The organism is Sphingobium cupriresistens (assembly GCF_004152865.1).
Lineage (GTDB): Bacteria > Pseudomonadota > Alphaproteobacteria > Sphingomonadales > Sphingomonadaceae > Sphingobium > Sphingobium cupriresistens.
This window is the reverse complement of the sequence record NZ_SEOO01000041.1, coordinates 1-26,663: the sequence shown is the minus strand read 5'-3', so window position 1 is coordinate 26,663 and position 26,663 is coordinate 1. Positions and strand designations below refer to the sequence as shown.

Genomic DNA, 26,663 nt, shown 5'->3' with positions numbered 1-26,663 from the left:
AGGTGGGGAATGTCTTCAAGGCAACCGGCATCGCGCTGCCGGCCAATATCAGCGAACTGCCGCCGCGAACCTAAGCCTCTGCAAGCTCAACCAAACCCAAAAATGTAGTGGTAACACTCGCGCCGGTACGTGCATGTCATTGAACAAAAATGCCTTTTCCAAAAGCACTGTTCAAGTTGGCTCTGGCTGGCGGTGCGTTGGCTGTTCTGGCTGTGGCCGGACATGCCGGAACGGATCATTATGCTGCTGGTGCTGCGCTACACGCCCTTCTTCGTGATCGGGATGCTGGCCTACCGCCTCTGGTCGGGGCAGCGGACTCTGGCGCAGCAGGCTCCCTATGCGGCGCTCGCGCTGCTGTCTATCGCGACCATGGAGACATGGGACGTGACGATCGTGGGTTGTGTGCTGATGGCCGCCTTCCTGGCGCTGATCCACGGCCATCTGCGCTTCCTCAGCCTTCGCCCGCTCGTCTGGCTGGGTGGGATCAGCTACAGTTTCTACCTGATCCACCAGCATGTCGGCTTCGTCGTCATGCTGGAATTCGCCAAGGCGGGCTATAGTCCCTGGCTGGGCTTCGCCGCGGCCTTCGCCGTGGCGCTGACATTGGGCACAGTCATCAACCGGTTGGTGGAGCGGCCCGCTGGCGAAGCCATCATCGCTTGGTGGAAGCGCCGCCGCGACGCCCGATTGGCGATAGCGAGCGCAGCGACCATTCAGGGTTGAAGCACAAAAAGCGCAGCCGTTGCCGGCCGCGCCCTTTTTAATCCTATAGCTTTACTGTGCGACGGGCGCCGCGGCGGCCGCATTTTCGGGCAGGCCGCCCATCTGCGTCACCATCTTGGTATAGGCGTCCAGATAGGCCAGCACGATCACCTGGCCGATATCGGTATTCTGATAGCCGCCGCCGCCGACGGCGGCGAGGCCGCCCATCCAGCCAAGGCCGCCGCCACCGCCGAAGCTGAGGTCGGATTTGCGGAAATAGCCCTCGGCCATCACCTCCTCCTCGGTGGTGCGGGCGTTGACGACCGACAGCATGACATTGGCCTCGCTCTTCTTGATCGATATGCCGCCCGCCAACGCGCCCAAGGTGCGCCCGCCCAGGAAGCCGCCGACCAGACCGCCAAGGGCGTTGCCGCCGCTATTCTTGTTGGTGGTCACGATATCGGGCTGAATGAAATAATCCGCCGCCTTGACCTGGCCCTTGCCCAGATTCGACCCAGCCTGCAGTTCCCCGGAATCCGCCATAGCCCGTTCCATATTGCGGCTCGCCATGGAGCGGCCGCGATTGACGATGCCGAAACAGCCCGATTGCTGCACGAACAACTTGATGATCGCTTCCGGACTGCCCAAGTTCAGTTCGCGCCACCATTGATTGTCGGGCTCGACGATCGCGACGGTGCCCAGGCGCTTGGTGCAGCGGGGAATTTCCATCTGCTTCTTGGTTTGGGCCTGCCGACCCGACGACCCCTTGTCCGCCGCGATCGCCTGCGGCGTCGCCATCGCCAGGCAAACCATGGCCGCCGTCAGCTTGTTCAATCCACGCATTTCAAGAACCCCGTTTGTTGCTTGATAGAGAGAATGTCGCGCGCCCCGTCTTTTGCGAAAGCTTATCACAGGGCAGGGATGCTTCCAAGCAATGCGGGCGGTCTATGACGGCCATTGTCATGGAATGCAGGCCTGGCGCGCGATCCTGCTGACAGGGCGCGCAACTGCTGCTATCGGCGCGCAATGACCGATCTCAGCCATATTCGCAATTTTTCCATCATCGCCCATATCGACCATGGCAAGTCGACGCTGGCCGACCGCCTGATCCAGCGCACGGGCGGCCTGACCGACCGCGAAATGAGCGCACAAGTCCTTGATAATATGGACATTGAGAAAGAGCGCGGCATCACCATCAAGGCGCAGACGGTGCGCCTTGATTATGTCGCGAAGGATGGGCAGACCTATGAACTGAACCTGATGGACACGCCGGGGCATGTCGACTTCGCCTATGAAGTCAGTCGCTCGCTCGCCGCGTGCGAAGGCGCGCTGCTGGTCGTGGACGCGGCGCAGGGCGTGGAGGCGCAGACGCTGGCCAATGTCTATCAGTCGATCGAACATGACCATGAGATCGTGCCGGTGCTCAACAAGATCGACCTGCCTGCCGCAGAACCGGAAAAGGTGCGCAAGGAAATCGAGGATGTGATCGGCCTCGATGCGTCCGAAGCCGTGCTGGCGTCGGCCAAGTCGGGTATCGGTATCGACGAAATCCTTGAAGCCATCGTCCGCAAAATTCCCCCGCCCAAGGGGGACCGCAACGCCCCGCTGGAGGCGATGCTGGTCGATAGCTGGTACGACCCTTATCTGGGCGTCGTCATCCTGGTCCGCGTGGTCAATGGCGTCATCAGGAAGGGCCAGGCGATCAAGTTCATGATCGGCGGCACCGAACATCTGATCGACCGGGTCGGCTGTATGCGCCCCAAGATCGAGCAATTGCCCGAACTGGCGGCGGGCGAAATCGGTTTCATCACCGCGCAGATCAAGGAAATCGCGCAGACCCGCGTCGGCGACACCATCACCACGGTCAAAAATGGCGCGAGCGTGCCGCTGCCGGGCTTCAAGGAAGTGCAGCCGGTGGTCTTCTGTGGCCTGTTCCCGGTCGACGCCAATGATTTCGACAAGCTGCGCGACTCCATCAGCAAGCTGCGCCTGAACGACGCCAGCTTCAGTTTCGAAATGGAAAGCAGCGCCGCGCTGGGCTTCGGCTTCCGCTGTGGGTTCCTGGGGTTGCTCCATCTGGAGATCATCCAGGAGCGGCTGACGCGCGAATATGACCTGGACCTCATCACCACCGCGCCGTCGGTGGTGTACAAGATCCAGTTGACCTATGGCGCGGGCGAGATCGAACTGCACAATCCCGCCGACATGCCCGACCCCACCAAGATCGACGAGATCGAGGAGCCATGGATCGAGGCGATCATCTATTGCCCCGACGAATATCTGGGTTCGATCCTCAAACTCTGCCAGGACCGGCGCGGCATCCAGAAGAACCTGACCTATGTTGGCGGCCGCGCGCAGGTGACTTATGAACTGCCGCTCAACGAAGTGGTGTTCGACTTCTACGATCGCCTGAAAAGCATCAGCCGGGGCTATGCCAGCTTCGACTATCACCAGATCGGCTATCGCGAGGGCGATCTCGTCAAGATGAGCATCATGGTCAATTCAGAGCCGGTCGATGCGCTGTCCATGATCGTCCATCGCGGCACCGCCGAATCGCGTGGTCGCGGCATGTGCGAACGGCTCAAGGATCTGATCCCCCGCCATCTGTTCAAAATCCCGATCCAGGCCGCGATCGGCGGCAAGGTGATCGCGCGCGAAACCATAGCCGCGATGCGCAAGGACGTGACCGCGAAATGCTATGGCGGCGACGTCAGCCGCAAGAAGAAGCTGCTCGACAAGCAGAAGGAAGGCAAGAAGCGGATGCGCGAATATGGCAGCGTCCAGATCCCGCAGGAAGCCTTCATTGCCGCGCTGCGCATGGGCGACGAGAACTGATCGACCCGCACGCCGCGCTTCTGGGCCAGTTGGCCCGGATTGAACGGGCGGCGGCGTTTCTGGCCAACGGCATGTCCTGGGGCGTGTGTCCGCAAGCGGCGGGCAGGCGGCGTGACGCCATGCCCGCCAAGCTGATCGGCAATGGCTTGCGCGAACTTGACCTGTTCCTGACCGACCTGATCGTGGAGGCGGGGCGCGTCCACCGACTGGGCGTGGCGGCGGGGCGCGATCCGGGCATCCATCCGGGCCGCCGCATCTATAGCGCGGCGGAAGCCTGGCGGCGGGCCGGGCCGCAACTGGGGTTGGCGGTGGAAGCGCAGGCGCGTTTGCGCGAAATGCGCGCGGCGCAGAACCGCCATTGTTTCGGACGTTTGCGCGGCGAAGGGGCCGAGGCCGCCATGCAGCGCGCTTGCGCCGATTATGCGCGGCTGGCGGGCGAGGTGCTGGCGGCGGTCGGGGCGCGCGGGGGGTAGGGCATATTTCCCGGTCAGTTCGGCGATCAGCCGGCGCACCAGTTGATCGGGGTGCGCGACCAGGCTTTGGCGTGGCCTTTGAGGATCATCAACTGGCCGATCGACACGCCGTCGCGGAGCAGCAACCTGGCGGACGGATCAGGGTCGGCGGTATCTGGCCGGGCTTCGAACGCGCCGCCATTCAGCATCGCGGCCAGCGCGGCGCGGCCCCTCTGCGCGCGGTCGGCTTCGGCCGGACAGCGGGCGTCGGTCGCGCTGGGCACATGGATGTCGGCGATATGATAATGGCGGCCGCGCCAGGCATAAGTGCTGGCGGACAAGACGCAGGCGTCGCCCTTGGCGTCGTCGCACAGCGCGAACTGGTCGGTGATGGTCATCGGCGCAGCATCCGCGTTCATGGGTTCGCCGTGGGCGGGCAGGATCTTGGCCAGCAACAGGGCCACGGCGATCGCCAGCGCCAGCGCGACTAGCAGAAGGCCGATCGGCACGACGCGCGTGCGCGTTTCCTGCTTCTCGTTCAGCCAGGCGCCGCTCTCGTCCGGGTGGCGATCGCCGACGTCGTACAGATTGCGTGCCATGATTCGTCCCAAATGGAGCGGACGCTTTACCATCGCTTATGGAAAATTTCGGTTAACCAGATGGAACGGCGCCGTGGGACAGCGTGCGCCTTGACGCCCCGACCGAGCCATGGTCAAGTCGCCGGGCTATAGCGACGGAGGCGGCGTGAGCGATACCTGGCTGTATGACGAGCATCCCGCGATGTTCCGGGCGCATCCTTTCCTGTTCCTGCTGCTGCTGGTTTCGGTGGTCGGCATCGTCGCGATCGCGATCTGGTGGGTGCTGCGCAAGGGCGAGCGGCTGGCTCTGAGCGAGCGGGACGTGTTGATGGAGCGCGGGTTGCTGGCCAAGCAGCGGACCGAGATTGCGCTGTCCAGTATACGGTCGGTGCGCATCACCCAGAGCCTGGGCCAGCGCGTCTTCGGCGTCGGCCATGTCGAACTGTTCAGCGCCGGGGACATGGCGGAAATCGCGATCAAGAACATGCCGCGGCCCGACCGTATCCGCGCGATCGCCGCCGCGCGCAACGTCGATCTGTTGCCGCAGAGATAGACTATTTCGTCCAGCCCCTTGACTTGAGCCGATATATTTCAACGATAGGGTGACTAAAGAGGGGTCGCAGAGCCTCAATTCGCAAGAGGACGCCATGTCAGGAACGTCCGTTCACAAAGGGGTGAACGGCGGGATAAGGGGTCGTCTTCCATGGTTGGTTTGCGAGTGATGCCGTCTTTGCCGGATCTTACGGCCGAGCAGCGCGCCGAAATCCGCCACGCTTGCGGCTTCGCCTGCGTGCGTTGCGGCGTCACCATCTATCGCTATCTGGGATTGCCGGACGGACCGGGGGCGACTTTGCTATGCCCGACCTGCCATGGGCTGGTGGAGGAGGGGCGCTTGACCGCGACCCAGGTGCAAAGCTTCCATGCCAATCCGGTGGTGCGCCAGCGCCATTTCGCGCGCGACCGGCTGCCCTTTTCCGCCGAGTTGCCGCAGCTTATCGTCGGCGGATCGCGGTTGTTGCGCGACACGCCGATCCCGATAACGCTGGAGGGCGAACCGATCCTGATCTTCGCGCCGCCGCGCCGGACCAATGGCGCGACGCGGATCAGCGTGCGGCTGGGCTCGCCCGACGGGGTGGCGACCCAGATCATCGACGGCAATGAATGGAAGCCGACCGACGGCAGCTGGCATTTCCTGCTGCGCGGCGACCGTTACAGCATGATGGCGGCGCGGGGCGACGGGCTGGCGGTGCTGCGCATCGTCGCGCGCAACCGAATCGCGGTGGAGCATCTGCGCACCACGATCAACGGCCGCCGGCTGGAGGTGACGCCCGACTGGTTGGAGATTGACGGCAAGCGTCATGTCGACCGGATCGGCAGCGGGACGCTGATCGGGTTGGAGCTTTAAGCGGAAAACAGGTTCGCACTTTCCAGCGCGATGCTCCAGCGGATCAAATCTGTTCTACCAGAGCCGCAGGATTTCGTCGCATATGTTTTGGTCGAGCCTGTTGCGGCAGTTTGACCGTCAATCTTGGCGCTTATCCACAGCATCGCGGCGAAGCCAGTCGAAGTGGCATGCACATGCTGCCGACAATCTGTTCCATCGTGTCTTCCAGCGCATTGGGAAAGGATTCCCCAAACCCGGCTTCATCCGTGCCATGATGTCGCATCAAGATATTGAGGAACATGAGACTGACGCTGATCAGCCGTCGTTGCGCCACATAGGGGGGGAGGTAATCGACGCGCTCGCGCATCAACTGTAGTGCTTCGGTCAAATGGGGCGGTTCCGATCCGCTAAAGTCGCCAAACTCTGGCGATCGGCTTTGCAGCAGATATTGGCTCAGGAAGCTCGCATAGGAGTGGTTGCCGTCGGCGTCGTGCAGATGAAGCTGTGGTAGCAGGATGATTTCGAGGATGGTCCGCGCATCCTTGAGGCTGCCGGTTGTCTTGGCGCGCTGGAGCATGGCGCCGCGTTCCGCCTCCATCTGCTCCATGCGATAGTCGAAAATGGCGCGTACCAAGCCTTCGCGCGATCCGAAATGATATTGCACGGCAGCATGATTGCCTTGGCCCGCTTTCGTCGCAATCTCCCGCATGGACGCGCCATTGATGCCATTTTGGGCGAAAAGCTGCTCCCCCGCCAGAATCAGGCGCGTTTTTCCGTCCATGGCTTCGATGGTCAGCGGGGCGCTCATTTCAATATCCACGTTCGCCACCGCAATATCCTAAAACAAGTGTAATATTTTTGACTGCCTGCATGGAGATGTCGTGAGTCCGAAAGGCGACCTATGCGTTCGCCAGCTTGCATGAAATATCAGGAAATTCAACTTTTCTCGAATTTCAGGGTCTGAATGACGCGCTCCGGCGAATTTTGCGCCGGGGACACCTCCCGACAAGCCAAGAACGCATTTACACTTGACTTAAATTGGCCGATGCGATTATTCCCTAATCGTCATTAGACAGGTCCTGCCGACGCCGCGCCAAGACGGTCAAAAACGGCATGACGCGACAGACGCTCAAGGAGAGACTTTCATGGCGATGGAAACCGGCCTTATCTTTCACCCCTATATGCGTCCAGGACGTACCGCGAGGCAGACTTTCGAATGGGGTGTCCAAAATAGCGTAGCCTGCGACAAGGCGGGCTTCACCTCCATGATGATCTCCGAACATGCGTCGCAGATATGGGAAAATATCCCCAACCCCGAACTGATCATGGCCGCCGCGGCGCTGCAGACGAGCCAGATCAAATTCGCGCCAATGGCGCATATTCTACCGCACCAGCATCCCGCAAAACTGGCCATCATGGTCGGCTGGCTCTCGCAGATTCTGGAAGGCCGCTATTTTCTGGGTATCGGCGCGGGCGCTTATCCGCAAGCATCCTATATCCATGGCATCAAGGATGCCGAACCGCAGATGCTGAACGATATGGTCCGCGAGTCGCTGAGCATCATGGAGAAGATCTGGAAGCGCGAGCCCTTCTTCTTCGAAGGCAAATATTGGGACGCGGGCTATCCCGAAGAGGCGCCTGCGGAAACCGAGGACGATGAGCAGCACATGCTCGCGAATTTCGCGCCCTATAACGGCGCGTTCCCGGAGATCGCCGTCACCGGGTTCAGCGCCAACTCCCCGTCGATGAAACTCGCCGGCGAAAAGAACTTCAAGCCCGTCTCGATCTACTCAGGGCTTGATGCGCTCAAGCGTCATTGGGAGATTTACGCGGAAGCCAATACCAAGGCGGGCTTCACCCCCATCCGCCAGCGTCATGCGGTATCGCAGACCGTATTCTGCGCCGATACCGATGCGGAAGCCAAGCGGCTCGTGATGGAAGGGCCGATCGGCTATTGCTTCAACAAATATTTGATCCCGATCTGGCATCGGTTCGGCATGATGGACGGCTTTGCCAAGGACGCGGGCATCGATCCGGCCGACGCCGACCTGGAATTCCTGGTGGATAACGTCTTTGTGGTCGGATCGCCCGATACGGTCGTCGACAAGCTCAACACGCTGTTCGAGGCGACCGGCGGCTGGGGCACGCTACAGGTCGAATCGCATGACTATTATGATGATCCCACGCCCTGGTGGAACTCGCTGGAACTGATCGCCAAGGAAGTGGCGCCGCGGGTCAAACTGCCCGGTGCCAAGGCAACCGCTGCGGAAACGGTGGCCGCCTGACAGGCAATAGGGAGGGGGGGATGAATTCTCCCCTTCCCATGCTTGTCCTAGACGGTCCCGCTGGCGAATCCATGTAGCAAAAGGTCGGCTGCCTGCTCGGCGATTTGCGCTGGTCCCAACTTGCCTGGCCGATACCAGGATGAACTGGAATCGAGCATCGCGATCAGAAATTTCCTGACCACGGTTGGGTCCAGTGCGGCGCTGGCGCTGCCGTCTGCCTGCGCAGCGACGATGAGGTCGCGCCAATAATTGTCGAAGCTGGAATAGGCGGCCAAAACCCGTCGACGCATTTCATCCGGCAAATCGTCGAACACGCGCGCTACGGCGGAGGAATAATCGTCGCCCGACAAAAGGAAGTCGATATGGGCCACGATCGCGGCGCGCAGGCGCACCAAGGGAGACGCTTCGAGTCCCAACACCTCGACACGGGCGACGATGTGGCGGCTGTTGCGGTAAATTCCTTCCATCATCACATCTTCGACCAGATGGTCCTTGGAAGGGAAATGATGATAGATGCTGGGCGCCAGCATCCCGGCGCCCTTGGCGATCTCACTGAGTTTCGCGCCCGCCAGCCCCTTTTGACGGAGGACTGTCGCGGCCGAGTCCAAAATGCGCGTTCGGCCATTATCTGCGTGTGCCATGGCGTCCCTTAGCAAAATCATAAGGGAAAGACAGCATCATGAAGCGTGGTTTCCGTCTACCCGGCATAAAGGGAATTAGGGACGCCTGGCGCGGGGGGAGCGAGAATTTCGAATAGGCCGCCAGCGAGCGGCTGTTCGGCAAATGTCGCGGCTGAAAAGCCCTGCGATCCAGTGATGAGGAAGAGCCGCTCATGGTCGCTGCCTCCAAAGGCAGGGCGAAGACCGCGCCGCACCGGCAGCCGTCGTTCCTCCAGCAATGTCGCGTCCGGCGCAAAGCGGCGCAACACCCAGCTTTCGTAAAAGGCCATCCAGATGCAGCCTTCGACATCGACAGCCATTCCGTCGGGATAGCCGTCTTGCGGCTTGAAGTTCAGGAAGTCGCGGCGGTTCGATAGCGTGCCATCGTCGGCGACGTCATAGGCCCAACTGACCAGCGGCATGGAGTCGTTCACATAGGCGGTCCGACCATCGGGACTGAAAGCCGGCCCATTGGCAGTGACGATATTGCGTTCCTGCGTGCTGACGCCGCCATCGGCGTCCAGGCGATAGAGTTCGCCGGTGTTGCGCACGTCGAGTTTGCCGAGCGTGCTTTCCTTGTCATCGGTGGTCGTGCTTTCGTCCCACTGGCTGGAATCGCACGAACCGGACCAGTACCGTCCCTTGCGATCGGTGACGCCATCGTTGAGCCGGGCGATCTTGGGGTTGGGTATCGGATGGATGAACGGCGCATAAATCTGTTTGTGGGGATCGACATGGGCAAAGCCGTCGGCACAGGAGGCGACGAAGCCGCCGCTGGCGCGCGGCGCGATCGCGCTGATCCAGGCCGGCGCGTCCCAGCGTCCCGTGCGGCCGCTGTCGAGATGAAACCAGTTGATGCTGGGGGCTTCGATATCGACCCAGTAGATGCAGCCGTCCCGATCGTCCCAGACCGTGCTTTCGCCCAATATCGCCTTGGCGTCCCACAGGCACCGCCAGCCTTCGCCTTCCATCATCGACTCATCCTGTCTGCTGTTATAGTTTGATCACCGGGTCGCCAAAGGGATCGTCGCGCTGGCGGACCGCCGCCTTCAATCCCTCGTTACGCACCGTTTCGTTGAACCGGGTGCGGCTGGCGGCCAGATGGCCACGCGCATCCATTTCGGCGGCCATGCGCTGCAAGGTGCGGGCGCCCATCAGTTCCAGACCAAGGTTCACGATCCGTTTGTTGGCGCTCAGCAGGTCGGCGTCGATCAGGGCAAGGCGCGCGGCGAGCGCGGCGACCTCCGCGTCGAGCTGGTCGGCAGGGACCGCTTTGAGCGCCAGCCCGATCTGCGCGGCGTCGTCTCCGCGGATCGAATCGCCGGTCAGAAGGAGCCGCTTGGCCCATTGCGGACCGACCAGATAGAGCCACATGTGGCTGGGGAGGGAACCCTGCGAACGGGCGGGCGGGAAACCGAACAGCGCATCGTCGGCGCAGATCACCATGTCGCACAAGAGCGCCAGGTCGGTGCCGCCAGCCAGGCAGCGGCCATGGACCTGGGCGATCACGGGCTTGTGCATGTCGAACAGCGCCATGCGCAGCCGCTGCGCTTTTTCCTGATGCCAGCTATCGTCGTCGAATTTCGCGCGCCCGCGCTTATGATCGACCTGACCCGGTATGGGCTGATCATATTTCTGGAGGTCGTAGCCGGAGCAGAAATCCGGGCCAGCCGCTTTGAGGACGGCGGCGTGAACGCGATTATCCTCATCGGCTTCCCATAGCAGAGCGCTCAGTTGCTCCTGCAACGGCTCGCTCAGCGCATTGCGCTTTTCGGGACGATTGAGGGTGATCCAGGCCGTTCCGTCACGGACCTCGTACAGCAGCAGCTGTGCGGCGTCTTCCATGTTCATCCTCTCTATCTTCCCCGTCGCGGCATCTGGCGCGCCGCGACGGATGGTAACAGCTCAGGCGACCGATTGCAGGGGGCTGGGCGCCACGGCCGGAGCGGACACGTCGATGTCCTTGAGATGCGGGAGAACCTTGCGGGCGAACAGCTCGTAATTGTCGCGGCCGACATCAAAGGGCATGTCGCCAAACTGGGTATAGATGATGAAGCTGCCGACATCGAATCGATCGACCATGGCTTTGAGCTTTTCCACCACCTCTTCCGGGCGGCCCCATATCTGGAGATCGGCCAGGAAATTGTTGAATTTCTCGATGCCATGCTTTTCGACGCTACTGGCCAGCGCGCCATAATATTCATAGCCCTCGATCTTCTCGAATTCCTTGTTCCCGAACTGGTAGAAGGACGATGTGGATCGGGCATATTCGACGAGATATTTGTCGCGCATCTCCTGCGCCTTGGCGGCATCCTCGTTCACCGCGACGAAGGCGACGACCACGGGCTTGGGCGCAGGGCGTCCCTGCATCGCGAAGAAGCGGTCGCGATAGCTTTTTACATCTTCGGCAACCCGGTCCCACGGCTTTTGCGCGATGATCATCAGGCCGACGTCGAGGTTCGCCATCAGCTTGACCGACTCCGGCGATACCGCCGACGCGAATACGCGGCCGCGATAGCTGGCATAGGGGCGCGGGCGCAGTTCGACGCGCGGTTGTTGCAGATATTTGCCGTCATATTCCATGACGCCCGTTTCCAGCGCGTTGAGCAGCGCTTCGGCATATTCGCGGAACCGGTGGCGCGCTTCGCCCATCGGCACCTGAAAGCCGTCAAACTCGCCTTTGCCCAGGCCACGGCCGATGCCCAATATGGCACGACCTTCGGATAATTGGTCCAAAAGCAAGAAGCTTTCGGCGATGCGGACAGGATTTTGCCACGGCAGTACGGTGACCGTGGTGCCCAGCTTGATCTTGCTGGTCTTGGCGGCGACCCAGGACAGGAATTGGGGGACGTTGGGCGTCATCATGTAGCCGGTGAAGTGATGCTCCGGGGTCCACACCGAGTCGAAGCCGCGATCCTCGGCCTCAGCCGCAAGCGCCAGTTCATGTCTGAAAACCTCGATATCGCTGACTTGATCCTTTAGATTTTGGAACGTCAGCCCCAAACCCACATCCATAAACGCCTCCAAAATATGCCGATGGAGATAAACTAATCAAAATTAGGCTACTTTGGCAAGCCCAAGATCAAATCTTTGGCGCTGGAACATCGCGATCGGGCCGGATGCTATCATCTTGAGGTATTCGTCTTTTTCAATAATATATAATATTATCAATGATTAATGACGATTTTCATCCCTCGCGACGAGGGCATGGCAGCCAACTCGTCCACTTTCTGGGGCAGGACGACGCTTGACGCAAATTGCCAATGTTGGCATATTAACCGCTATTAGGTAGAGGAGGAGAGCCGCGTTGAACGAGGCCATAGCGGAACGACGGCAGGCGATGTCGGATCGGCACCCCGTCTGGGAGGAGATGACGCTGGATGCCTATCTTGCGCGCGCGCAGCGCCATTTTGCGGCAAAACCTCTTGTCATCACCGATGACGAAACGCTCGACTATGCTGCAGTCCGCCAGCAGTCGGAGCGTCTCGCGGCGGCTCTTTGCGGCCTCGGTGTCTCTAGGGGCGATCGCGTAGGGCTGCTGCTGGCCAATTACCCGATAACGGTGTCATTGATGTTCGCCATCTGGCGCGCGGGCGGCGTCGCCGTTGCGATCAACACGCTCTATGCGGCCAAGGATCTGGAATATGCGGTGCGGGAAGCGGGCTGCAATGTCCTGATCAGCATGGCGCGCTTTGGGTCGCGCCGTTATGATCTGGAACTGGACGCCCAAATCCCCGGCTGGCGCACCGGCGATTGCGCCGCCCTGCCGGAACTGCGCGCGGGTCTGGTCTATGATGCGGAAGCGCCCCAGACCTTTTTCGACGCTCTGCCGGCAGGCGTGTTGCCGTCACAAGGGGCGGAGCCGCATGATCCCGCCGTCATCATGTTCACGTCGGGCACGACCGGATCGCCCAAGGGGGTCGTGCAGACCCATGATAATCTGCTGCGCGCGGCCTATGCGGGAGCCTATCATCAGGCATTCGACGAAGGGCGGCGCGCGGTCTTTTCGCTGCCCCTCTATCATGGCTTCGGACTGGTCGTGGGCCTGCTGTCCGGCATGATCGTTGGCGGGTCGATCGTCCCTCTGCTCCGTTTCGATGCCGACGCGCTGCTGGCCGCGACACAGCGTCACCGCGCGACCTATCTGATGGGCGTCCCCACCATGACGATCGCGATGATGGAGCGGGCGAAGGTCAAATCCTATGACCTTAGTTCGCTTACCGCCGTCCATAGCGCGGCGGCGCCAACCCCAAGCTGGGTCTGGCGGGACATTCAGGAAACCTTCGGGTGCGAGGAGATTTTCACCAGCTACGGCCAGACCGAAGCGACGGCGACGATCGTCTGTACCCAGCCGGGTGATCCGATCGAGGTCGTGGCAGAGACGCAGGGCTGTATCGTTCAAGCAGGCGTCGCCGGGATCGCCGCGCAGGATGGCCGTATCTGCGAATTCAAGACCATCGACCCCGTTACCGGCGCGGACCTGCCGCCCGGTGCCGCGGGCGAACTGTGCACGCGGGGACCAATGAACAGTCTTGGCTATTTCCGCCGACCGGAGGAAACGGCAAAGCTGTTTCTGCCGGGCGGATGGCTGCGCACCGGCGATCTGGGGCAGTTTCGGCCTGACGGCAACCTGTTCCTGACCGGGCGGTCGAAGGAATTGTACAAGAGCCGGGGCGAGTTGGTGTCGCCCAAGGAACTGGAACAGCTCGTCACCACCCACCCCGCTATCGGGCAGGCCTTCTTCATTGGTATGCCCGACGATCGCTGGGGCGAATGCGGCTGCGCGTGGATCGTCCGCGCCGAGGGCCATGCCGTGTCGGACGAGGATATTCTGGCCTGGTTGAAGCCGCAGGTGGCCGGATATAAATTGCCGCGCGACATCTGGTTCATCGCCGACGCCGATCTGCCGAAAACCGGGACGGGCAAGGTTCAGAAGAATATATTGAAAGAGATGGCGCTGGCCCACCTCGCCACGCAACGCGGCGCGGCCTGAAAGCAGCCAAGACATGAAAGACGGATCGATGAGTAGCGAAGGCATTTCGTCCATAGAGGACATTATTCACGACGCGATAAATGGGCTGCCCTATATATTGGTCGATGCCGACGATCGCGAAAATGAAGGCGATGTCATCATACCGGCCCAATTCGCGACCCCGCGCCAGATCAACTTCATGGCCAAACACGCGCGCGGACTGATCTGCCTGGCGATCACCAAGTCGCGGGCGGAACAGCTTAAATTGCCGCCCATGGCCATCAACAACCAGTCCGGTCATGGCACGGCCTTTACCATATCGATCGAAGCGCGCGAAGGCGTGACCACCGGCATATCGGCGCAGGACCGCGCGCACACGATCGCCGTGGCGGTCGATCCGACCAAGACATCGGCGGACATCGTGTCGCCGGGGCATGTGTTCCCCCTTACGGCGCGTGACGGTGGCGTATTGGTGCGGGCAGGCCACACCGAAGCGGCCGTGGACATATCCCGCCTGGCCGGTCTGACGCCCGCCGGCGTCATCTGCGAAGTCATGAACGACGATGGCAGCATGGCTCGGCTGCCCGAACTGCTGGTCTTCGCCAAGGAACATGGGTTGAAGGTCGGCACGATCGCGGACTTGATCGCCTATCGACGGCGGTTCGAAAAGCTGATCGAGCGGGTTGCGAGCGCGCCCTTCCACAGCTTCTATGGTGGCGATCTGACCATCCATGTCTATCGCAACCTGGTCGATGGCGGCGAGCATGTCGCACTGGTCAAGGGCGACATCCGCCCCGATCGCGACACGCTGGTCCGCGTGCATCAAGTCGACATGGCGACCGACATGCTCGGCTGGTCCCAGGCGCATCCCGATTATGTGCCGCAGGCTCTCAAAGCCATCGCCGCGCATGAGGGGCAGGCCGTCGCGGTGTTCGTGCGCGATCCCAGCCCGGATTCCATCTCCAAACGGATCGAGGGAGGACGCAAAACCTATCATGATGCCCATGCCACCCGCGACTATGGCATAGGCGCGCAGATACTCCTGGACCTGGGCGTGCGGCAGATGACCTTGCTGACATCAAGCAAGGCGAAGCTGGCGGCGCTCGAAGGCTTTGGCCTGACGGTGGGGGATCGCATTCCGTTGCGGGACGCCAACGTCGCGCCCGCGCCTATGTTGGCCGATTGAGGGGAGGGGCGAGATTGGTCCGCCCCTCGCTCCATATGGTTACAGCAAAGGCGACACTTTGCCGTAACGCCCCTTGTGGAACAGCAAGGGCGCGCCGGGATGGTGGATGTCGAGCGCGTGGACCTCGCCGATGGCGATATAATGGTCGCCCGCCTCATGGATCGCATGGAAGGAACAGTCGATCCATGCCAGCGCCCCGTCCAATATCGGTGCGCCGCGCGCCGACAGATGATGCGGCACGCCGTCGAACTTGGCAGGGTCTTTGGACGCCAGCGTCCGGCACAAACCCTCCTGATCGTCCGCCAGCACATTGACGCAAAACCCGTCACAGGCTTCGATCTTGGGCCAACTGGATGAAGCCTTGTCGGGGAAGAAGGCGACCAATGGCGGGTCGAGCGAGACGGAGGTGAACGACCCGACGATCATCGCGGCGGGGGTGCCGTCCGTCTGCGTGGCGGTGATGGCGCACACCCCGGTCGGATAATGGCCCAATATTTGCCGGAAAGTATCGGCGTCTGCGACGATGGACATGCTTTTCCTCAAACTTTCCAGACCAGCGGAATATCCTCCACCGCAGATACGATACCGGCGTGATAGACGGGTGCAGCCCCTTCTTTCAGGGCAAAGCGGGGGATGCGGGCCAGCCATTCCTGCAACATGACCAGCACTTCCATGCGCGCCAGGTGCATACCCGCGCAACGGTGCGGCCCCTGCGCAAAAGTCGAATGGGCGACATTGCGGCGGGACAGGTCAACCGTCATGGGGTCTTCATGCTGGCTATCGTCCAGGCCATGCAGCGCCGTTGGCAGCAGGATGAGGTCGCCAGCCTTGAGTTGCGTGCCATGATATTCCATGTCCGCCACCACATAACGCGCATCGGACACGACGGCGAAGCGACGGAACATTTCCTCCACGCCGCGTTGCAGCTTCATCGGATCGGCGATCATCTCGTCGACGGTTTCGGGATGGCGCGCGAGGTAGATCATCATGAAGCTGAGGAAATTGACGACGGTATCCAGGCCGCCCAGCAGCAAAAGCGACACCAGCCCAAGCATCTTGTCTTCGGGCATCGGTGCGCCGTTGATTTCACTGTTGACCATCTGCGTGATCAGGTCAGTGCCGGCGCCACCGCGTCGTTCCGCGATAATCGGCGCGACATAGGCGAAAAAGCCTGCATTCGCCTCTCTCAACGATCGTCCCTGCTCCTCCGGCGTATTGCCCGACGGCCGGGTCATTTCCTTGGCCAGCGCATTAAGGCCCGCCGCGTCCTCCATTGGCAGGCCCGCAAGCGCCAGGAAGACCTTCACCGGGAAGATATTGGCGAAATCTTTGGCGAAGTCGCAATGGCCCTGCGCCGCGAAACCTTCGATCAGGTCGATTGCAACCGCCCGCACATCGCTTTCGACCTTGCGAATCTGGGCCAGGTTCAGCCCCTTGTCGATCGCCTTGCGATAGGGCGTATGTTCGGGCGGGTCCATTTTGGTCGGGACCATGTCATAGGCCTCGCCCGCCTCGCGCGGCACCCAGATGACCCGGCTCGAAAAGCGATCGGGGCTGCGATAGATGTCATCGATCAGCGCGCCGCGCGTCGCGATCCAGTGGCCGCCGGTAAAGGGCGTCCAGACCAGCGGCGGGGTGTCGGGCTGCTGCACCTTCTTCCAGGCTTCATGCACGCCTTCCTCAATGCCATCCAGATCGTAGATGTCGATGTCGCGCACGAGTGACGCAGGCACATAATCGGGAATGGGCATACGGTGCTTGGCGGATGGCGGGGCGATCGTATCGACGTTCATGCCTACGTCCTCTCAGCTTATCGTGGGATCAATGACGGCTTTGGTGGCGACGCCATTCTTGGTGACGGTCAGCGCCTCTGCCGCCTGGCTGATGCCGAAGCGATGGCTGACTAGCGCGGCCAGCGGCACTTGATCCTGCACCCGCGCCGCGAACTGCATCCCCTGATAATAATTTTTGGGCGCCGGGAAGGATGCGCCGCCGATCGTCAGGTTTTTCAGCGTCAGGTCGCGCGGAGAGATGGGCTGCGTACCGATCGCGCCCCACAGGCCCAATATGATGTAACGGCTGTGGATGCCGCTAATGTCCACGCCCTCCGGAAATGCGGGCAGCGCGCCCGCCGCCTCGATCACGATGTCCGGTCCCTGCTTGCCGATCCGGTCATAGATCATGCGCTTGCGCTCGTCAGGGGACAGGCTGAGCGACACGGTGGATGTGGCGCCCAGCGTCATGGCGGCGTCCAGCCGGGCCTGCGCGCCGTCGATGACGATGATCTCGCGCGCGCCGGCCTGCGCCGCGACCAGGATGGCGGACAGGCCGACCGGTCCTGCGCCTTGCACGACGACGGAGTCGCCGAAACGCACCGGACCGCAGCGATCAAAGCCGCGCAACACCGTCGGCAGGGCGCAGCCGAGCGCAGCGATCGCTTCGGGCTGCGCGCCGTCGGGCAGGCGATAGAAGGGCATGTTGTTGGGTAGCCAGGCATAGTCGGCATAACTGCCCCAATTGGGCTTGGCCGCATCCTCGAAATATTGGCTGTTCTCGCACGGCGTCTGTTCCAGCACGGTGCAGGAATAGCAACGATGGCACAGGGCGATCGGCGACCAGATCACCAGATCGCCAGCCTTGACCGGCGTTCCGGCATAGTCGGTGGAAACGCCGGCACCCAACTGCGTGATTTCGCCGACGCCTTCATGCCCCAATATGATCGGGAAGGGCATTTCGCCGGCTTCGCCGGTCAGGATATGGACGTCGCTGCCGCAGACGCCACCCAAGATCGTGCGGACGAGCGCGCCGCCCGGTTCCGGCGCATGGACCTCGACATCCCATGTTTCCAAGCGGTTTTTTTCAACCAGTACTGCGGCTTTACCGTGCATGGCCCATCCTCTCGATGCCAACCCAATTTGGTCCCACCATCTCGCCGACCCAAAGATACCGCTGACATGGTGTCGCGCCCGCTTAACCCGGCGTTCGATTGATATAAAACTAATCAGAATTAGATAAAATATGCAACAGCAATCTCGACAGGGTGCCGATCCCAATGCGCAGGCCGCTCAATGTAATAACCGGATAATGGCATATATATCTGATATATAAGAAATATATTTCATTCCATGGGTCAATTTTCGGTCAGAACGATCCTGGCGGCTGCCCCGTCCTTGACTTTCCGATCAACTCGCGCTTTGTATAACTGTAATTAGGCTTAAACGGCCAAACACCCAGATATAGGAGAGAATATGGGCCGCCTCACAGGAAAAACCGCCATCATCACGGGCGCGGCGCGGGGCATGGGGGAATCGCACGCGCGCCTCTTCGTGCAGGAAGGCGCCAATGTCATCCTGACCGATCGCAATGTCGATGGCGGGCAGGCGCTGGCAGCCGAACTGGGCGCCGCTGCAACCTTCGTGGCCCATGATGTCACCCAGCCGGAATCCTGGGCCGATGTTGTCGCGGCGGCGGTGGGTTCCTTTGGCAAGATCGACATTCTGGTCAATAATGCGGGCATATTGGGTCCGATGGCGGCGACTGTCGACCTGACCGAAGAAGGCTATGATCAGGTCTGCGCCATCAACCAGCATAGCGTCTTCTACGGGATGAAGGCGGTCCTGCCAGTGATGGTCAAGGCCGGGCGCGGGTCCATTGTCAATATTTCGTCGATCGCGGGCATGGCCGCCAATTACGGCTTTCCCAGCCTGGCCTATGTGGCGAGCAAATTTGCCGTGCGCGGCATGACCAAGGCGACGGCGATGGAATATGGCAAGCATAATATCCGGGTCAATTCCGTCCATCCCGGCTTCATCCAGACGCCGATGATGGTCGAGGCGACCGACGAGGTGGGCGGCGATGCGCTTGCCCAAATTCCGCTCGGGCGGATCGCCGAGCCGATCGAGGTGTCGAACCTCGTTCTGTTCCTGGCGTCCGATGAATCCTCCTACATCACCGGGGCCGAACATTTGATCGATGCCGGCATGTTGGCGCACTAAGCGACAGACGGAGCCAAAACCCATGGCATCGATCGCGTTTGAGGTGCGGGGAAAGCTGGCGGAGGTCCGCCTCAATCGGCCTGCGGTCCTCAACGCCATCAACGCCGAGATGGACCGGGCGTTGGTCCAGGCATGGGCGCGGATCGATAGCGATCCCGATATTCGCGTCGCGATCCTGACTGGGGCGGGGGATCGGGCCTTTTGCGCAGGCGCGGATATGGCGGACCCGCCCGCTGGGGAGGACGGGCTGTCGTTCGGCGGCGGGCTGACGGGTATTGGCGGACGCCTCGTGCCGTTGCAAAAGCCTCTGATCGCCGTGGTGCACGGCCATGTCCTTGGCCTGGGCTTTGAAATGGCGATGTGCGCCGACATCCTGATCGCGGCCGACGACACGCAATTCCGCCTGCCAGAGGCGCGGGCGGGGGTCATCGACCATTGCGGCGTCGTGCATCGCGCCATCCGCCAACTGCCCCATCATGTGGCGATGGCGATGATCATCGCGAGCGAACCGCTCGACGCGGCCCGCGCTCTGCATTTCGGCCTGGTCAACGAAACCGCGCCAATGGCGGATCTTGCCGCAACGACTGAACGATGGACCCAGAAGATCCTCGCCTGCGCGCCCTTGGTATCCCAAGGCGGGAAGCAAGCCGCGCTGCTTGGTTTGGACCATGGCCTGAACGCGGCGCTCGATCGCCGCTATCCGCTGATCGATGCCTATGCGGCGACGGCCGACTGTGCCGAAGCCGCGTCGGCCTGGAAGGAAAGGCGCACGCCCAAATGGCAAGGCCGGTGAAAGTCAGCCACCCATGCGCCGCGTATGATCTTTAGTCGCGGGACATGATCCCGACAGAAAATCAGGTGCAGCCCAGCTGCGTGGAGAAAGGTACTACTGTCATGGAATTGCACGGCAAGAAGATCATCGTGACCGGCGCGGCGCAAGGTATCGGGGCATCCGCCCTGCGCGCCTATGTGGCGGCCGGCGCGCATGTCGCGGCGTTGGACATCGATGGGGCGCAGGGGGAGGCGATTGCCGCCGCCGCGACTGCCAAAGGGCCAGGGTCCGCCTTCTTTATCGCCTGCGATGTGGGCGATCGTGCCCAAGTGGACGCGGCCTTCGATGCGGCTGCCGTGCGCTTGGGTGGCCTTGACGTGCTGGCGCATATCGCGGGCGTCCATCGTCACGCCCCCACCCACGATGTCCCTGACGAAACGCTGGCCTGGCTTTTCAACGTCAATGTGAACGGCACCATCTATACCAATGGCGCCGCCTATCGGCACATGCCGGACGGCGGCTCGATCATCAATTTCGGGTCTGAATCCGGGCTGACCGCCGAAATCAACAATGCCGTCTATGGCGCGTCGAAGGCGGCGGTTCACGCCTGGACGCGCAGCGTCGCGCGCGAATGGGGCAAGCGCAATATCCGCATGAATGCGGTGCTGCCCTACATAGTAACGCCCATGTACGCGCGCTTTCGCGAAGCCCTGTCTCCGGAAGACCTGGCCGCGCATGACAAGGCGACCGCCGAACAGATCCCGCTGGGCGGAAAATTCGGTGACGCGGACACGGATCTCGCGCCCGTCCTGCTATTCCTGGCCAGCGATGGCGCCCGCTTCATCACCGGGCAACTCATCCCTGTCGATGGCGGGCTGATTTCCGTTCGGTGATCTGGACGGGCATCGCCAGCGGATAGGCTATCCCATCCGCTCGATGACCATGGCGATGCCCTGTCCGCCGCCGATGCACATGGTGATCAGACCGTATCGGCCTCCGATCCGCTCCAGTTCGTAGATCGCCTTGACGGTCAATATCGCCCCGGTCGCGCCAACCGGATGGCCCAGGGCTACGCCGGACCCGTTCGGATTGACCTTTTCTGCATCAAATCCCAGGACCTTGGCGACGGCGCAGGCCTGCGCCGCAAAGGCTTCGTTGGATTCGATGACATCCATCTGCTCAAGCGCAAGGCCCGCGCGCGCCAGGGCGATGGGAACCGCCTTGACCGGGCCGATGCCCATACGGTCCGGCTGCACGCCGGCATGACCCCAACTGACGATTCGGGCCAGCGGTTTCAGATTGGCCGCGTCCACCGCCGCCTGCGACGCCAGGACCAGGGCGGCCGCGCCGTCGTTGATCCCCGATGCGTTGCCAGCGGTGACGGAGCCATCCGTCTTGAAGGCGGGCTTCAGCCCGGCAAGCTGTTCCACGCTGGCATCGGCGCGCACATGCTCGTCGGTATCGAACAGTCTCGTCCCTTTCCGATCCTTGACCGCGATCGGCAGGATTTGCGACGAAAAGCGCCCTTCCTTTTGAGCCCGCGCCGCCCTTTGGTGGCTCTCGACGGCCAGACGATCCTGATCCGCGCGCGAAATGTCGTGATCGGCAGCCACATTTTCGGCGGTCACGCCCATATGAATGCCTTCGAAGGGATCGCTCAGCACCGCAATGAGCGCATCGACCATTTTGATGTCGCCCATCTTCTGCCCGAAACGGGCCGCCGCGACATGGTGCGGGGAACGGGTCATGGACTCCGCGCCACCGGCGACGGCGAAATCGCATTCGTCCAGCGCCAGCATCTGCGCGGCGGAAATGATCGCCTGGACACCCGAACCGCACAGGCGGTTCAGCGTAAGGGCGGGCACCTCGATCGGAATGCCTGCGTCGACCGCCGCGACCCGCGCCAGATAGGCGTCCTTGGGTTCGCTGGGGATGACATTGCCCATGACGACATGACCGATCTGATCGGCGGCGATGCCCGACCGTGCAATGGCTTCGGCGATGACCGCAGCGCCCAGTTTCGCTGGCGGATAGTCTTTAAGACTGCCGCCAAAGTCGCCTATCGCAGTACGAACGCCCGCCAGAATATATACAGATGTCATAGCCGCTCCTTGAACCGGGTAACGCAATACAGGCTGCCAATATCGCCTGATCGGTCGTGTTCGCTATCGCCGGGTGGATAGCTGTCGATGCGGCCTATGCGCAAGTCGCGACCGTCGCCGGGCATCACGCCAGTTCGAACCCCTCATAGCCGCCATAGGCGACCTCCTCGCATCGCTTGCGATATTCCGGGCCACCGCCGACATAGACCAGAGTGCGGCGCACGGTGGTCCCATCGGGCTTTTGCGTCACCTTGACCCACCACGCATTGGTGTCGGCCATCAGCGTCCTGGCAAAATCGGCATATACCGCGTCGGTCCACTGTTTTTCGGCCACCTGCGTCGGTTGCGCATAGCTATAATTGCCAGCCTTCATGTAACAAAGCATCTGCGTGACCCATTCAGCCTGAAGCGCGCCGCACACCCCGACATTACAAAATGCCGAGCCATTATGCGGTCCAACCAGCGTATAGAAGTTGGGAAAGCCGCGCGCCTGTAAGCCTAGATAGGTTGACGGACCATCGACCCAGGCGTCGATCAGTCGCACACCGTCATGGCCCCGGATGTCGATCCGGTCGAGCGATCCGGTGATGCCATCGAACCCGGTCGCAAAGATGATGACGTCCAGATCGTAAATCTCTTCGCCGATCTTCGCGCCTTGCGCCACGAATTCGTCGATCGGCGTCGTCTTTATATCGACCAGATGGACGTTGGGCTGGTTGTAGGTTTCATAATAGTTGGTTTCCATCGGCACGCGCTTCGCGCCGAATGGATGATCGACCGGTATCAGCTTTTCGGCGACCTCTGGATCATCGACCCGCTGCCTGATTTTGCCGGCGACGAAATCCGCCAGGATTTTATTCGATTCCTTGCTTAGCAGCAGGTCGCGGAAGGTACTTAGCCAGATTCCGTATCCAGGCTTGTCGTAAAGAGCCTCGAAAAATGCGTTTCGCTCCTTTTCCGGCACTTCGGATGTTTTGCGCGTATCGCGATGATAGGGGAAGGCGGTTGGCGTCGTCTTGACATATTCGAGGATGGTGGGGAAACGAGCCTTGATCAGGTCCATCTCCTCCTCGCCCAGCGCCGAATTGCCAAGTGGAGTGCACCAATTGGGCGTGCGCTGGAACACGAACAGATCCTGCGCGGTTTCCGCGACGATGGGGATGATCTGGACGCCGGTGGCGCCGGTGCCGATCACGCCCACGCGCTTGCCTGCAAAGTCGATATTCCTGGGCTTGCCGTCTGCATCCGTGGGCCAGCGCGACGAATGGAAAGCCTCGCCCTGGAACAGGTCCAGCCCTTTGTAATCGGGCATGGCGGATGCCGATAGCGGGCCGGTGGCCGATATCAGATAACGGCAGGTCAGGCAGGCGCCGTCGTCCAGCCTGATATCCCAGACATTGTCCGCTTCATTATAATGGGCCGATACGACCTTGGTCTTGAACTTGTACAGCCGCCTTATATCCATCCTGTCGGCCGCAGCGTTGACGTACCGCAGCATTTCGGGCTGGCCTGCGAAATTCTCGCTCCACCGCCATTCGGGGATGATGCCTTTCAGCGCGAAATAGCCATAGGCATAGCTTTCGGTATCGAGCCGGCAGCCCGGATAGCGGTTCCAATACCAGGTGCCCCCGACATCCTCGGCCGCATCGACGCCCAGCACGCTCATCCCATTCTGGTCGAGCAGATATGTTTGATAGATGCCGGTGACGCCCGCACCGATCACGACTGCGTCATAATCGGGGTTGATAATTGTCGGCATGTCCTGTGTCTTTCCTGACGCGATGCGCCTGTCCCGAACGGGAATAGACTATATGTCGCGCGCTTTGATGGGGTCAGCGGCGCCTGGAAGCTTAGAGGGGGGACAGGGACAAGACATGCCTGCCCCCCTTCAGATTGCGCCTTAGAAGCGGTAGGTCACTTCCGCGCCAAAGGTTTGGGGTTCCCCCAGATGGCCGTGTTGAAGCCGCCGCTGCCGCCTTCGACATAGCCCGAATTATAGTAGAATTCGTCGAGCAGGTTCTTGGCGTAGGCCGCGACCGAGAATTTGCTGCCCATGACGTCGTTCCAACTCAACCGAACATCGACGGTCGCATAGCCAGGCAATTTGGTGCGCGGCGTAATCGAGCCTTCGTTGTTCGAAAAATGGGTGGATGTCTGGCCGAACACATCGGTGCGCAGCTTCACCTTTCCGACGTCTTCCGACAGGGGCATGGTGATTTCGGCAAAGACAGAACCCGCCCATTTGGGCGCGTCGGCATAGGTGTCGAAGGGAATTATCGGCCCGCCCAGCGGGGCGAGGTCAACGATATTCTTGGTGAATTTCGCGTCGGTATAGGCGCCCGAAATGCCCAGTTCCAGCCAGGCGCTGGGTTTTACATTGGCGTCGAACTCGACGCCCTGGATGCGCTTTTCGGGCACGTTTACGGTGAACGCCGACGGGCCTGCGCCCAGATCGACGAACAGCGAATGCTGCGCATCCTTCACGATCTGGCGATAGATGGCCAGATTGATCCGGGTCGGCATGGCGCCGATATAGTCGTTGAACTTATAGCCCAGTTCGAAATCATAGGTATTTTCATTGTCGAAGAAATTGGCGTTGTTGAACGGGCCGACCGCGCCGTTGAAGCCGCCGGCGCGGAAGCTGCCGCGCTGCGCGAAATAGACCATGTTGCCCGAATTGATCTGATACTGGATATTGAACGTCCAGCTCGGATCATGGAGCTTGGCTTCCTGTTTGAATGGCGTGGAGCCGTTCAAATTGAAGAGGCTTCCTGCCTTTTGGCGAAGGCTCACCGTCTCCCAGCTATAGCGTCCGCCAGCGGTTACGCTCAGCTTGTCCGTCACCGCATAGGTCAGCTGGCCAAACACCGCCTTCGATTCGTTCCCGACTTCGTAATTATAAGCGATGTCGGCCAGCGGCGTCGGCAATTCCGCGCCGACGATGACCGGAATATATTCCTGCTTCGTCGTGTCGGAATAGAAGACGCCCAGGATATATTCGAGGCCGCCCGTTTTTCCTTGAAGTTGCAGTTCGTTCGAAATCCGCTCTGTGCTGAATTCCTCGCCGCCTGGAGGGCCGTTGCCCAGGCCGGATCGATTGTAGAGGCTCAGCGAGCCGAAGGGCGAACCGGTCAGAATACCTGGCGTGCGCGCGAAGGCGTCGGCATAGTTGAAGATGTTCTTCAGCACGACATCGTCGCCGATTTCCGCCTCGACAGTGTTGGTGATGAACGCGGTGTGAGCCTTGTGCGGCAGGTCATAGCTTAGCCAGACCTTATAGGGATTCGCCTGCTGCCAGGCCAGATAGCCCGCTACGGCGCCCGGCCATGTGCCGTCGCCCCGTGGCCCATCGCCGATCAAGGGAGCAAAAGGGCTGTTCACGCCATAAAGGGTATCGAGCGTGCTGTTGAGGACATAGCCGTTATTGACCTCTCCCGCCATATGATAGGAATAGAGACCGCCAGCGCCTTCCGATCCGCCGAAGTCGCTGTACTGCGCGACCGTCGTCATCTTGAAACCGTCCCTCGGTTCCAGGACGACCGTGATACGGCCTGACAGCGAATCCGTGTCGCCCAGCGTGTTGCCGGTCTTGATATTGCGGATATAGCCGTCCTGCTTGTTGTAATCGCCGGCGACACGAACCTTGATCATGTCGGATACTGGAATGTCCACGGCGCCCTGCACCTGGATATAATTACGCTGACCACCCTTGATAGTCAGGAACCCGCCAAAGTCGTCACCCGGCTTCGCCGTTTCGTACAAAATCGCGCCGCCCGTCGCATTGCGACCGAACAAAGTGCCCTGCGGTCCTTTGAGGACCTGCACAGAATTGAAGTCGAAAAAGGCCGTCGATGTGTTGCCTTCGGTCGCCGGCGCTTCGTTGATATAGGTCAGAACCGCGGGGCTTGAGCCGGAAAAGGGATCGAGTGTCTGGCCACGCAGGGTGAAGTTGAGTTGGTTGGAGTTCTGACCGCTCTTGACCACCAGTCCGGGAACTAGCGCCGCGAGATCCTGTTCGCTTGCCACATTGCGCGACTGAAGCGTGTCGGCATTGAAAGCCGACACGGCCACCGGAACCTTGGAAAGGGATTGTTCCCGCCTCTGGGCGGTGACAACGATGTCGGCCGGCGAAGCAATTTTTTCATTGCTCTGACTATCGTCCGCCGCCTGCGGGGCATCCTGGCCCAATGCGGGCATCGCAGCCAAAAGCCCAATAGTGGCAATGCCGCAAGCCAATTGTTGCTTCACATTCATAACACTCTCCCATCTTGGCGTGCCCCTGCAGGCATCTTTGAGAACATTAGACTAACTATGATTAGGCAAATGTCAATCGGGAACGCAGGTATCGCAACTGGTCGAACGCAAAAGGTTGCGACGGCAAGACGAGACTGGTTAAATCGCCGTATTTATATATAAATTACAGATAGATAGATTGTTTTTCGAATGTGAGGGTTTCACGTAAAATTCAGATTGTTTTGAGGCATTTTCAAAATTTCAAAACAAACTAAAATTAGGGTGAATTTGTGCCGCAAGGCGCCGGCGATTCTAATTCGCACGCGCACTCGCCACTCTGCGGCGCTCAGCGCGCGCATGTGCCGGTCAAATGCTATATGATCGGTCGTGTCCCACGGGGTGGTGTAGGAAGGTTTCCCTGAGAGGGTGGCCACCGTCGATCTTCTGGTAGGGTTCGGATGCGAACTCGAACCTGGAGAAGAAGACGATGACCGATGACAGAATGGCC

24 protein-coding genes and 1 pseudogene are annotated in these 26,663 nt (G+C 60.9%); 11 read left to right on the top strand and 14 right to left on the bottom strand.

All coding sequences use genetic code 11. The features are described 5' to 3' along the window. Positions 1-183: 183 nt before the first annotated feature. A pseudogene (locus EWH12_RS18340) lies at positions 184-723 on the top strand (acyltransferase family protein); the annotation flags it as partial. Between the two features lie 51 nt (positions 724-774). Here EWH12_RS18340 and EWH12_RS18335 read toward each other — a convergent pair. Next, entirely contained in the window at positions 775-1,545 is a 771-nt protein-coding gene (locus EWH12_RS18335; protein ID WP_066606434.1) for a CsgG/HfaB family protein, read from the bottom strand. A gap of 183 nt (positions 1,546-1,728) precedes the next feature. Between EWH12_RS18335 and lepA the strand changes: the two genes are divergently transcribed. Both lepA and EWH12_RS18325 read left to right on the top strand, forming a co-directional pair. After that, a complete protein-coding gene (gene lepA / locus EWH12_RS18330) occupies positions 1,729-3,537 on the top strand; it encodes a translation elongation factor 4 (protein ID WP_129927457.1) in 1,809 nt (602 codons plus the stop codon). 29 nt (positions 3,538-3,566) lie between these two features. Continuing rightward, on the top strand, positions 3,567-4,010 hold the full coding sequence (locus EWH12_RS18325) for a hypothetical protein (protein ID WP_242496118.1): 444 nt from the start codon (positions 3,567-3,569) through the stop codon (positions 4,008-4,010). A 26-nt stretch (positions 4,011-4,036) separates the two neighbouring features. On the opposite strand, the gene EWH12_RS18320 is transcribed toward EWH12_RS18325, so the two are convergent. Next, positions 4,037-4,588 carry a nuclease gene (locus EWH12_RS18320; protein WP_129927456.1) on the bottom strand — a complete coding sequence of 184 codons (552 nt, stop codon included), beginning with the start codon at positions 4,586-4,588 and terminating at the stop codon, positions 4,037-4,039. A 145-nt stretch (positions 4,589-4,733) separates the two neighbouring features. Here EWH12_RS18320 and EWH12_RS18315 point away from each other — a divergent pair, with 145 nt between their 5' ends. After that, positions 4,734-5,120 (top strand): PH domain-containing protein, encoded by a 387-nt coding sequence (locus EWH12_RS18315; protein ID WP_066607437.1) that lies wholly within the window; start codon positions 4,734-4,736, stop codon positions 5,118-5,120. Positions 5,121-5,288: 168 nt separating this feature from the next. Next, positions 5,289-5,972: a hypothetical protein gene (locus EWH12_RS18310; protein ID WP_201785538.1), complete on the top strand. Its 684-nt coding sequence runs from the start codon at positions 5,289-5,291 to the stop codon at positions 5,970-5,972. Between the two features lie 130 nt (positions 5,973-6,102). Here the strand turns inward: EWH12_RS18310 and EWH12_RS18305 are convergent, their stop codons facing one another. Next, a complete protein-coding gene (locus EWH12_RS18305) occupies positions 6,103-6,759 on the bottom strand; it encodes a TetR/AcrR family transcriptional regulator (protein WP_129927455.1) in 657 nt (218 codons plus the stop codon). A 337-nt stretch (positions 6,760-7,096) separates the two neighbouring features. On the opposite strand from EWH12_RS18305, the gene EWH12_RS18300 reads away from it, so the two are divergent. Further along, complete coding sequence (locus EWH12_RS18300) at positions 7,097-8,236, top strand: LLM class flavin-dependent oxidoreductase (protein WP_129927454.1); 1,140 nt, start codon at positions 7,097-7,099, stop codon at positions 8,234-8,236. A 47-nt stretch (positions 8,237-8,283) separates the two neighbouring features. On the opposite strand, the gene EWH12_RS18295 is transcribed toward EWH12_RS18300, so the two are convergent. The 4 genes from EWH12_RS18295 to EWH12_RS18280 are packed head-to-tail and all read right to left on the bottom strand — an operon-like array spanning position 8,284 to position 11,910. Continuing rightward, the gene (locus EWH12_RS18295; protein WP_066606416.1) at positions 8,284-8,877 is read right to left on the bottom strand and encodes a TetR/AcrR family transcriptional regulator; all 594 of its coding nucleotides are present in this window, start codon (positions 8,875-8,877) and stop codon (positions 8,284-8,286) included. A 56-nt stretch (positions 8,878-8,933) separates the two neighbouring features. After that, positions 8,934-9,869 (bottom strand): SMP-30/gluconolactonase/LRE family protein, encoded by a 936-nt coding sequence (locus EWH12_RS18290; RefSeq protein ID WP_066606414.1) that lies wholly within the window; start codon positions 9,867-9,869, stop codon positions 8,934-8,936. 19 nt (positions 9,870-9,888) lie between these two features. After that, a complete protein-coding gene (locus EWH12_RS18285; protein ID WP_207212439.1) occupies positions 9,889-10,740 on the bottom strand; it encodes a crotonase/enoyl-CoA hydratase family protein in 852 nt (283 codons plus the stop codon). 60 nt (positions 10,741-10,800) lie between these two features. Further along, a complete protein-coding gene (locus EWH12_RS18280; RefSeq protein WP_066606410.1) occupies positions 10,801-11,910 on the bottom strand; it encodes an LLM class flavin-dependent oxidoreductase in 1,110 nt (369 codons plus the stop codon). 292 nt (positions 11,911-12,202) lie between these two features. Here EWH12_RS18280 and EWH12_RS18275 point away from each other — a divergent pair, with 292 nt between their 5' ends. Together EWH12_RS18275 and ribB are read left to right on the top strand one after the other, a co-directional pair. Next, on the top strand, positions 12,203-13,888 hold the full coding sequence (locus EWH12_RS18275) for a class I adenylate-forming enzyme family protein (RefSeq protein ID WP_242496117.1): 1,686 nt from the start codon (positions 12,203-12,205) through the stop codon (positions 13,886-13,888). A 28-nt stretch (positions 13,889-13,916) separates the two neighbouring features. Further along, positions 13,917-15,053: a 3,4-dihydroxy-2-butanone-4-phosphate synthase gene (gene ribB / locus EWH12_RS18270; protein WP_129927458.1), complete on the top strand. Its 1,137-nt coding sequence runs from the start codon at positions 13,917-13,919 to the stop codon at positions 15,051-15,053. A gap of 39 nt (positions 15,054-15,092) precedes the next feature. Here the strand turns inward: ribB and EWH12_RS18265 are convergent, their stop codons facing one another. The 3 genes from EWH12_RS18265 to EWH12_RS18255 are packed head-to-tail and all read right to left on the bottom strand — an operon-like array spanning position 15,093 to position 17,941. Next, positions 15,093-15,584, bottom strand: a complete 492-nt coding sequence (locus EWH12_RS18265) for a flavin reductase family protein (RefSeq protein WP_066606403.1) — start codon at positions 15,582-15,584, stop codon at positions 15,093-15,095. Between the two features lie 8 nt (positions 15,585-15,592). Beyond that, complete coding sequence (locus EWH12_RS18260) at positions 15,593-16,846, bottom strand: cytochrome P450 (protein WP_129927452.1); 1,254 nt, start codon at positions 16,844-16,846, stop codon at positions 15,593-15,595. A 12-nt stretch (positions 16,847-16,858) separates the two neighbouring features. Then, positions 16,859-17,941 carry a zinc-binding dehydrogenase gene (locus EWH12_RS18255; protein WP_129927451.1) on the bottom strand — a complete coding sequence of 361 codons (1,083 nt, stop codon included), beginning with the start codon at positions 17,939-17,941 and terminating at the stop codon, positions 16,859-16,861. 360 nt (positions 17,942-18,301) lie between these two features. On the opposite strand from EWH12_RS18255, the gene EWH12_RS18250 reads away from it, so the two are divergent. Genes EWH12_RS18250 through EWH12_RS18240 form a run of 3 tightly spaced genes read left to right on the top strand, consistent with a single transcriptional unit; the run spans position 18,302 to position 20,713 of the window. Next, a complete protein-coding gene (locus EWH12_RS18250) occupies positions 18,302-19,048 on the top strand; it encodes an SDR family NAD(P)-dependent oxidoreductase (RefSeq protein ID WP_207212438.1) in 747 nt (248 codons plus the stop codon). Positions 19,049-19,070: 22 nt separating this feature from the next. Beyond that, positions 19,071-19,841, top strand: coding sequence for an enoyl-CoA hydratase-related protein (locus EWH12_RS18245; RefSeq protein WP_066606391.1), 771 nt, complete (start codon positions 19,071-19,073; stop codon positions 19,839-19,841). A 44-nt stretch (positions 19,842-19,885) separates the two neighbouring features. Continuing rightward, positions 19,886-20,713 (top strand): SDR family NAD(P)-dependent oxidoreductase, encoded by an 828-nt coding sequence (locus tag EWH12_RS18240; RefSeq protein WP_242496116.1) that lies wholly within the window; start codon positions 19,886-19,888, stop codon positions 20,711-20,713. Positions 20,714-20,740: 27 nt separating this feature from the next. Here the strand turns inward: EWH12_RS18240 and bktB are convergent, their stop codons facing one another. The 4 genes from bktB to EWH12_RS22510 all read right to left on the bottom strand — a co-directional run. Beyond that, positions 20,741-21,922 (bottom strand): beta-ketothiolase BktB, encoded by a 1,182-nt coding sequence (gene bktB, locus EWH12_RS18235; protein ID WP_129927449.1) that lies wholly within the window; start codon positions 21,920-21,922, stop codon positions 20,741-20,743. 124 nt (positions 21,923-22,046) lie between these two features. Further along, a complete protein-coding gene (locus EWH12_RS18230; RefSeq protein WP_129927448.1) occupies positions 22,047-23,681 on the bottom strand; it encodes a flavin-containing monooxygenase in 1,635 nt (544 codons plus the stop codon). 155 nt (positions 23,682-23,836) lie between these two features. Then, complete coding sequence (locus tag EWH12_RS18225) at positions 23,837-26,119, bottom strand: TonB-dependent receptor (protein ID WP_242496115.1); 2,283 nt, start codon at positions 26,117-26,119, stop codon at positions 23,837-23,839. A 257-nt stretch (positions 26,120-26,376) separates the two neighbouring features. After that, positions 26,377-26,663: hypothetical protein (locus EWH12_RS22510; protein ID WP_207212437.1), on the bottom strand; the 287-nt coding region annotated here is incomplete at its 5' end.

Bases quoted from the DNA above. Each gene is read 5' to 3' on its own strand.
- EWH12_RS18335 (WP_066606434.1), bottom strand. From the start codon at position 1,545: ATGCGTGGATTGAACAAGCTGACGGCGGCCATGGTTTGCCTGGCGATG.
- lepA (WP_129927457.1), top strand. From the start codon at position 1,729: ATGACCGATCTCAGCCATATTCGCAATTTTTCCATCATCGCCCATATC.
- EWH12_RS18320 (WP_129927456.1), bottom strand. From the start codon at position 4,588: ATGGCACGCAATCTGTACGACGTCGGCGATCGCCACCCGGACGAGAGC.
- EWH12_RS18310 (WP_201785538.1), top strand. From the start codon at position 5,289: ATGCCGTCTTTGCCGGATCTTACGGCCGAGCAGCGCGCCGAAATCCGC.
- EWH12_RS18305 (WP_129927455.1), bottom strand. From the start codon at position 6,759: ATGAGCGCCCCGCTGACCATCGAAGCCATGGACGGAAAAACGCGCCTG.
- EWH12_RS18300 (WP_129927454.1), top strand. From the start codon at position 7,097: ATGGCGATGGAAACCGGCCTTATCTTTCACCCCTATATGCGTCCAGGA.
- EWH12_RS18295 (WP_066606416.1), bottom strand. From the start codon at position 8,877: ATGGCACACGCAGATAATGGCCGAACGCGCATTTTGGACTCGGCCGCG.
- EWH12_RS18290 (WP_066606414.1), bottom strand. From the start codon at position 9,869: ATGATGGAAGGCGAAGGCTGGCGGTGCCTGTGGGACGCCAAGGCGATA.
- EWH12_RS18285 (WP_207212439.1), bottom strand. From the start codon at position 10,740: ATGGAAGACGCCGCACAGCTGCTGCTGTACGAGGTCCGTGACGGAACG.
- EWH12_RS18280 (WP_066606410.1), bottom strand. From the start codon at position 11,910: ATGGATGTGGGTTTGGGGCTGACGTTCCAAAATCTAAAGGATCAAGTC.
- ribB (WP_129927458.1), top strand. From the start codon at position 13,917: ATGAGTAGCGAAGGCATTTCGTCCATAGAGGACATTATTCACGACGCG.
- EWH12_RS18265 (WP_066606403.1), bottom strand. From the start codon at position 15,584: ATGTCCATCGTCGCAGACGCCGATACTTTCCGGCAAATATTGGGCCAT.
- EWH12_RS18260 (WP_129927452.1), bottom strand. From the start codon at position 16,846: ATGAACGTCGATACGATCGCCCCGCCATCCGCCAAGCACCGTATGCCC.
- EWH12_RS18255 (WP_129927451.1), bottom strand. From the start codon at position 17,941: ATGCACGGTAAAGCCGCAGTACTGGTTGAAAAAAACCGCTTGGAAACA.
- EWH12_RS18250 (WP_207212438.1), top strand. From the start codon at position 18,302: ATGGGCCGCCTCACAGGAAAAACCGCCATCATCACGGGCGCGGCGCGG.
- EWH12_RS18245 (WP_066606391.1), top strand. From the start codon at position 19,071: ATGGCATCGATCGCGTTTGAGGTGCGGGGAAAGCTGGCGGAGGTCCGC.
- EWH12_RS18240 (WP_242496116.1), top strand. From the start codon at position 19,886: ATGATCCCGACAGAAAATCAGGTGCAGCCCAGCTGCGTGGAGAAAGGT.
- bktB (WP_129927449.1), bottom strand. From the start codon at position 21,922: ATGACATCTGTATATATTCTGGCGGGCGTTCGTACTGCGATAGGCGAC.
- EWH12_RS18230 (WP_129927448.1), bottom strand. From the start codon at position 23,681: ATGCCGACAATTATCAACCCCGATTATGACGCAGTCGTGATCGGTGCG.
- EWH12_RS18225 (WP_242496115.1), bottom strand. From the start codon at position 26,119: ATGCCCGCATTGGGCCAGGATGCCCCGCAGGCGGCGGACGATAGTCAG.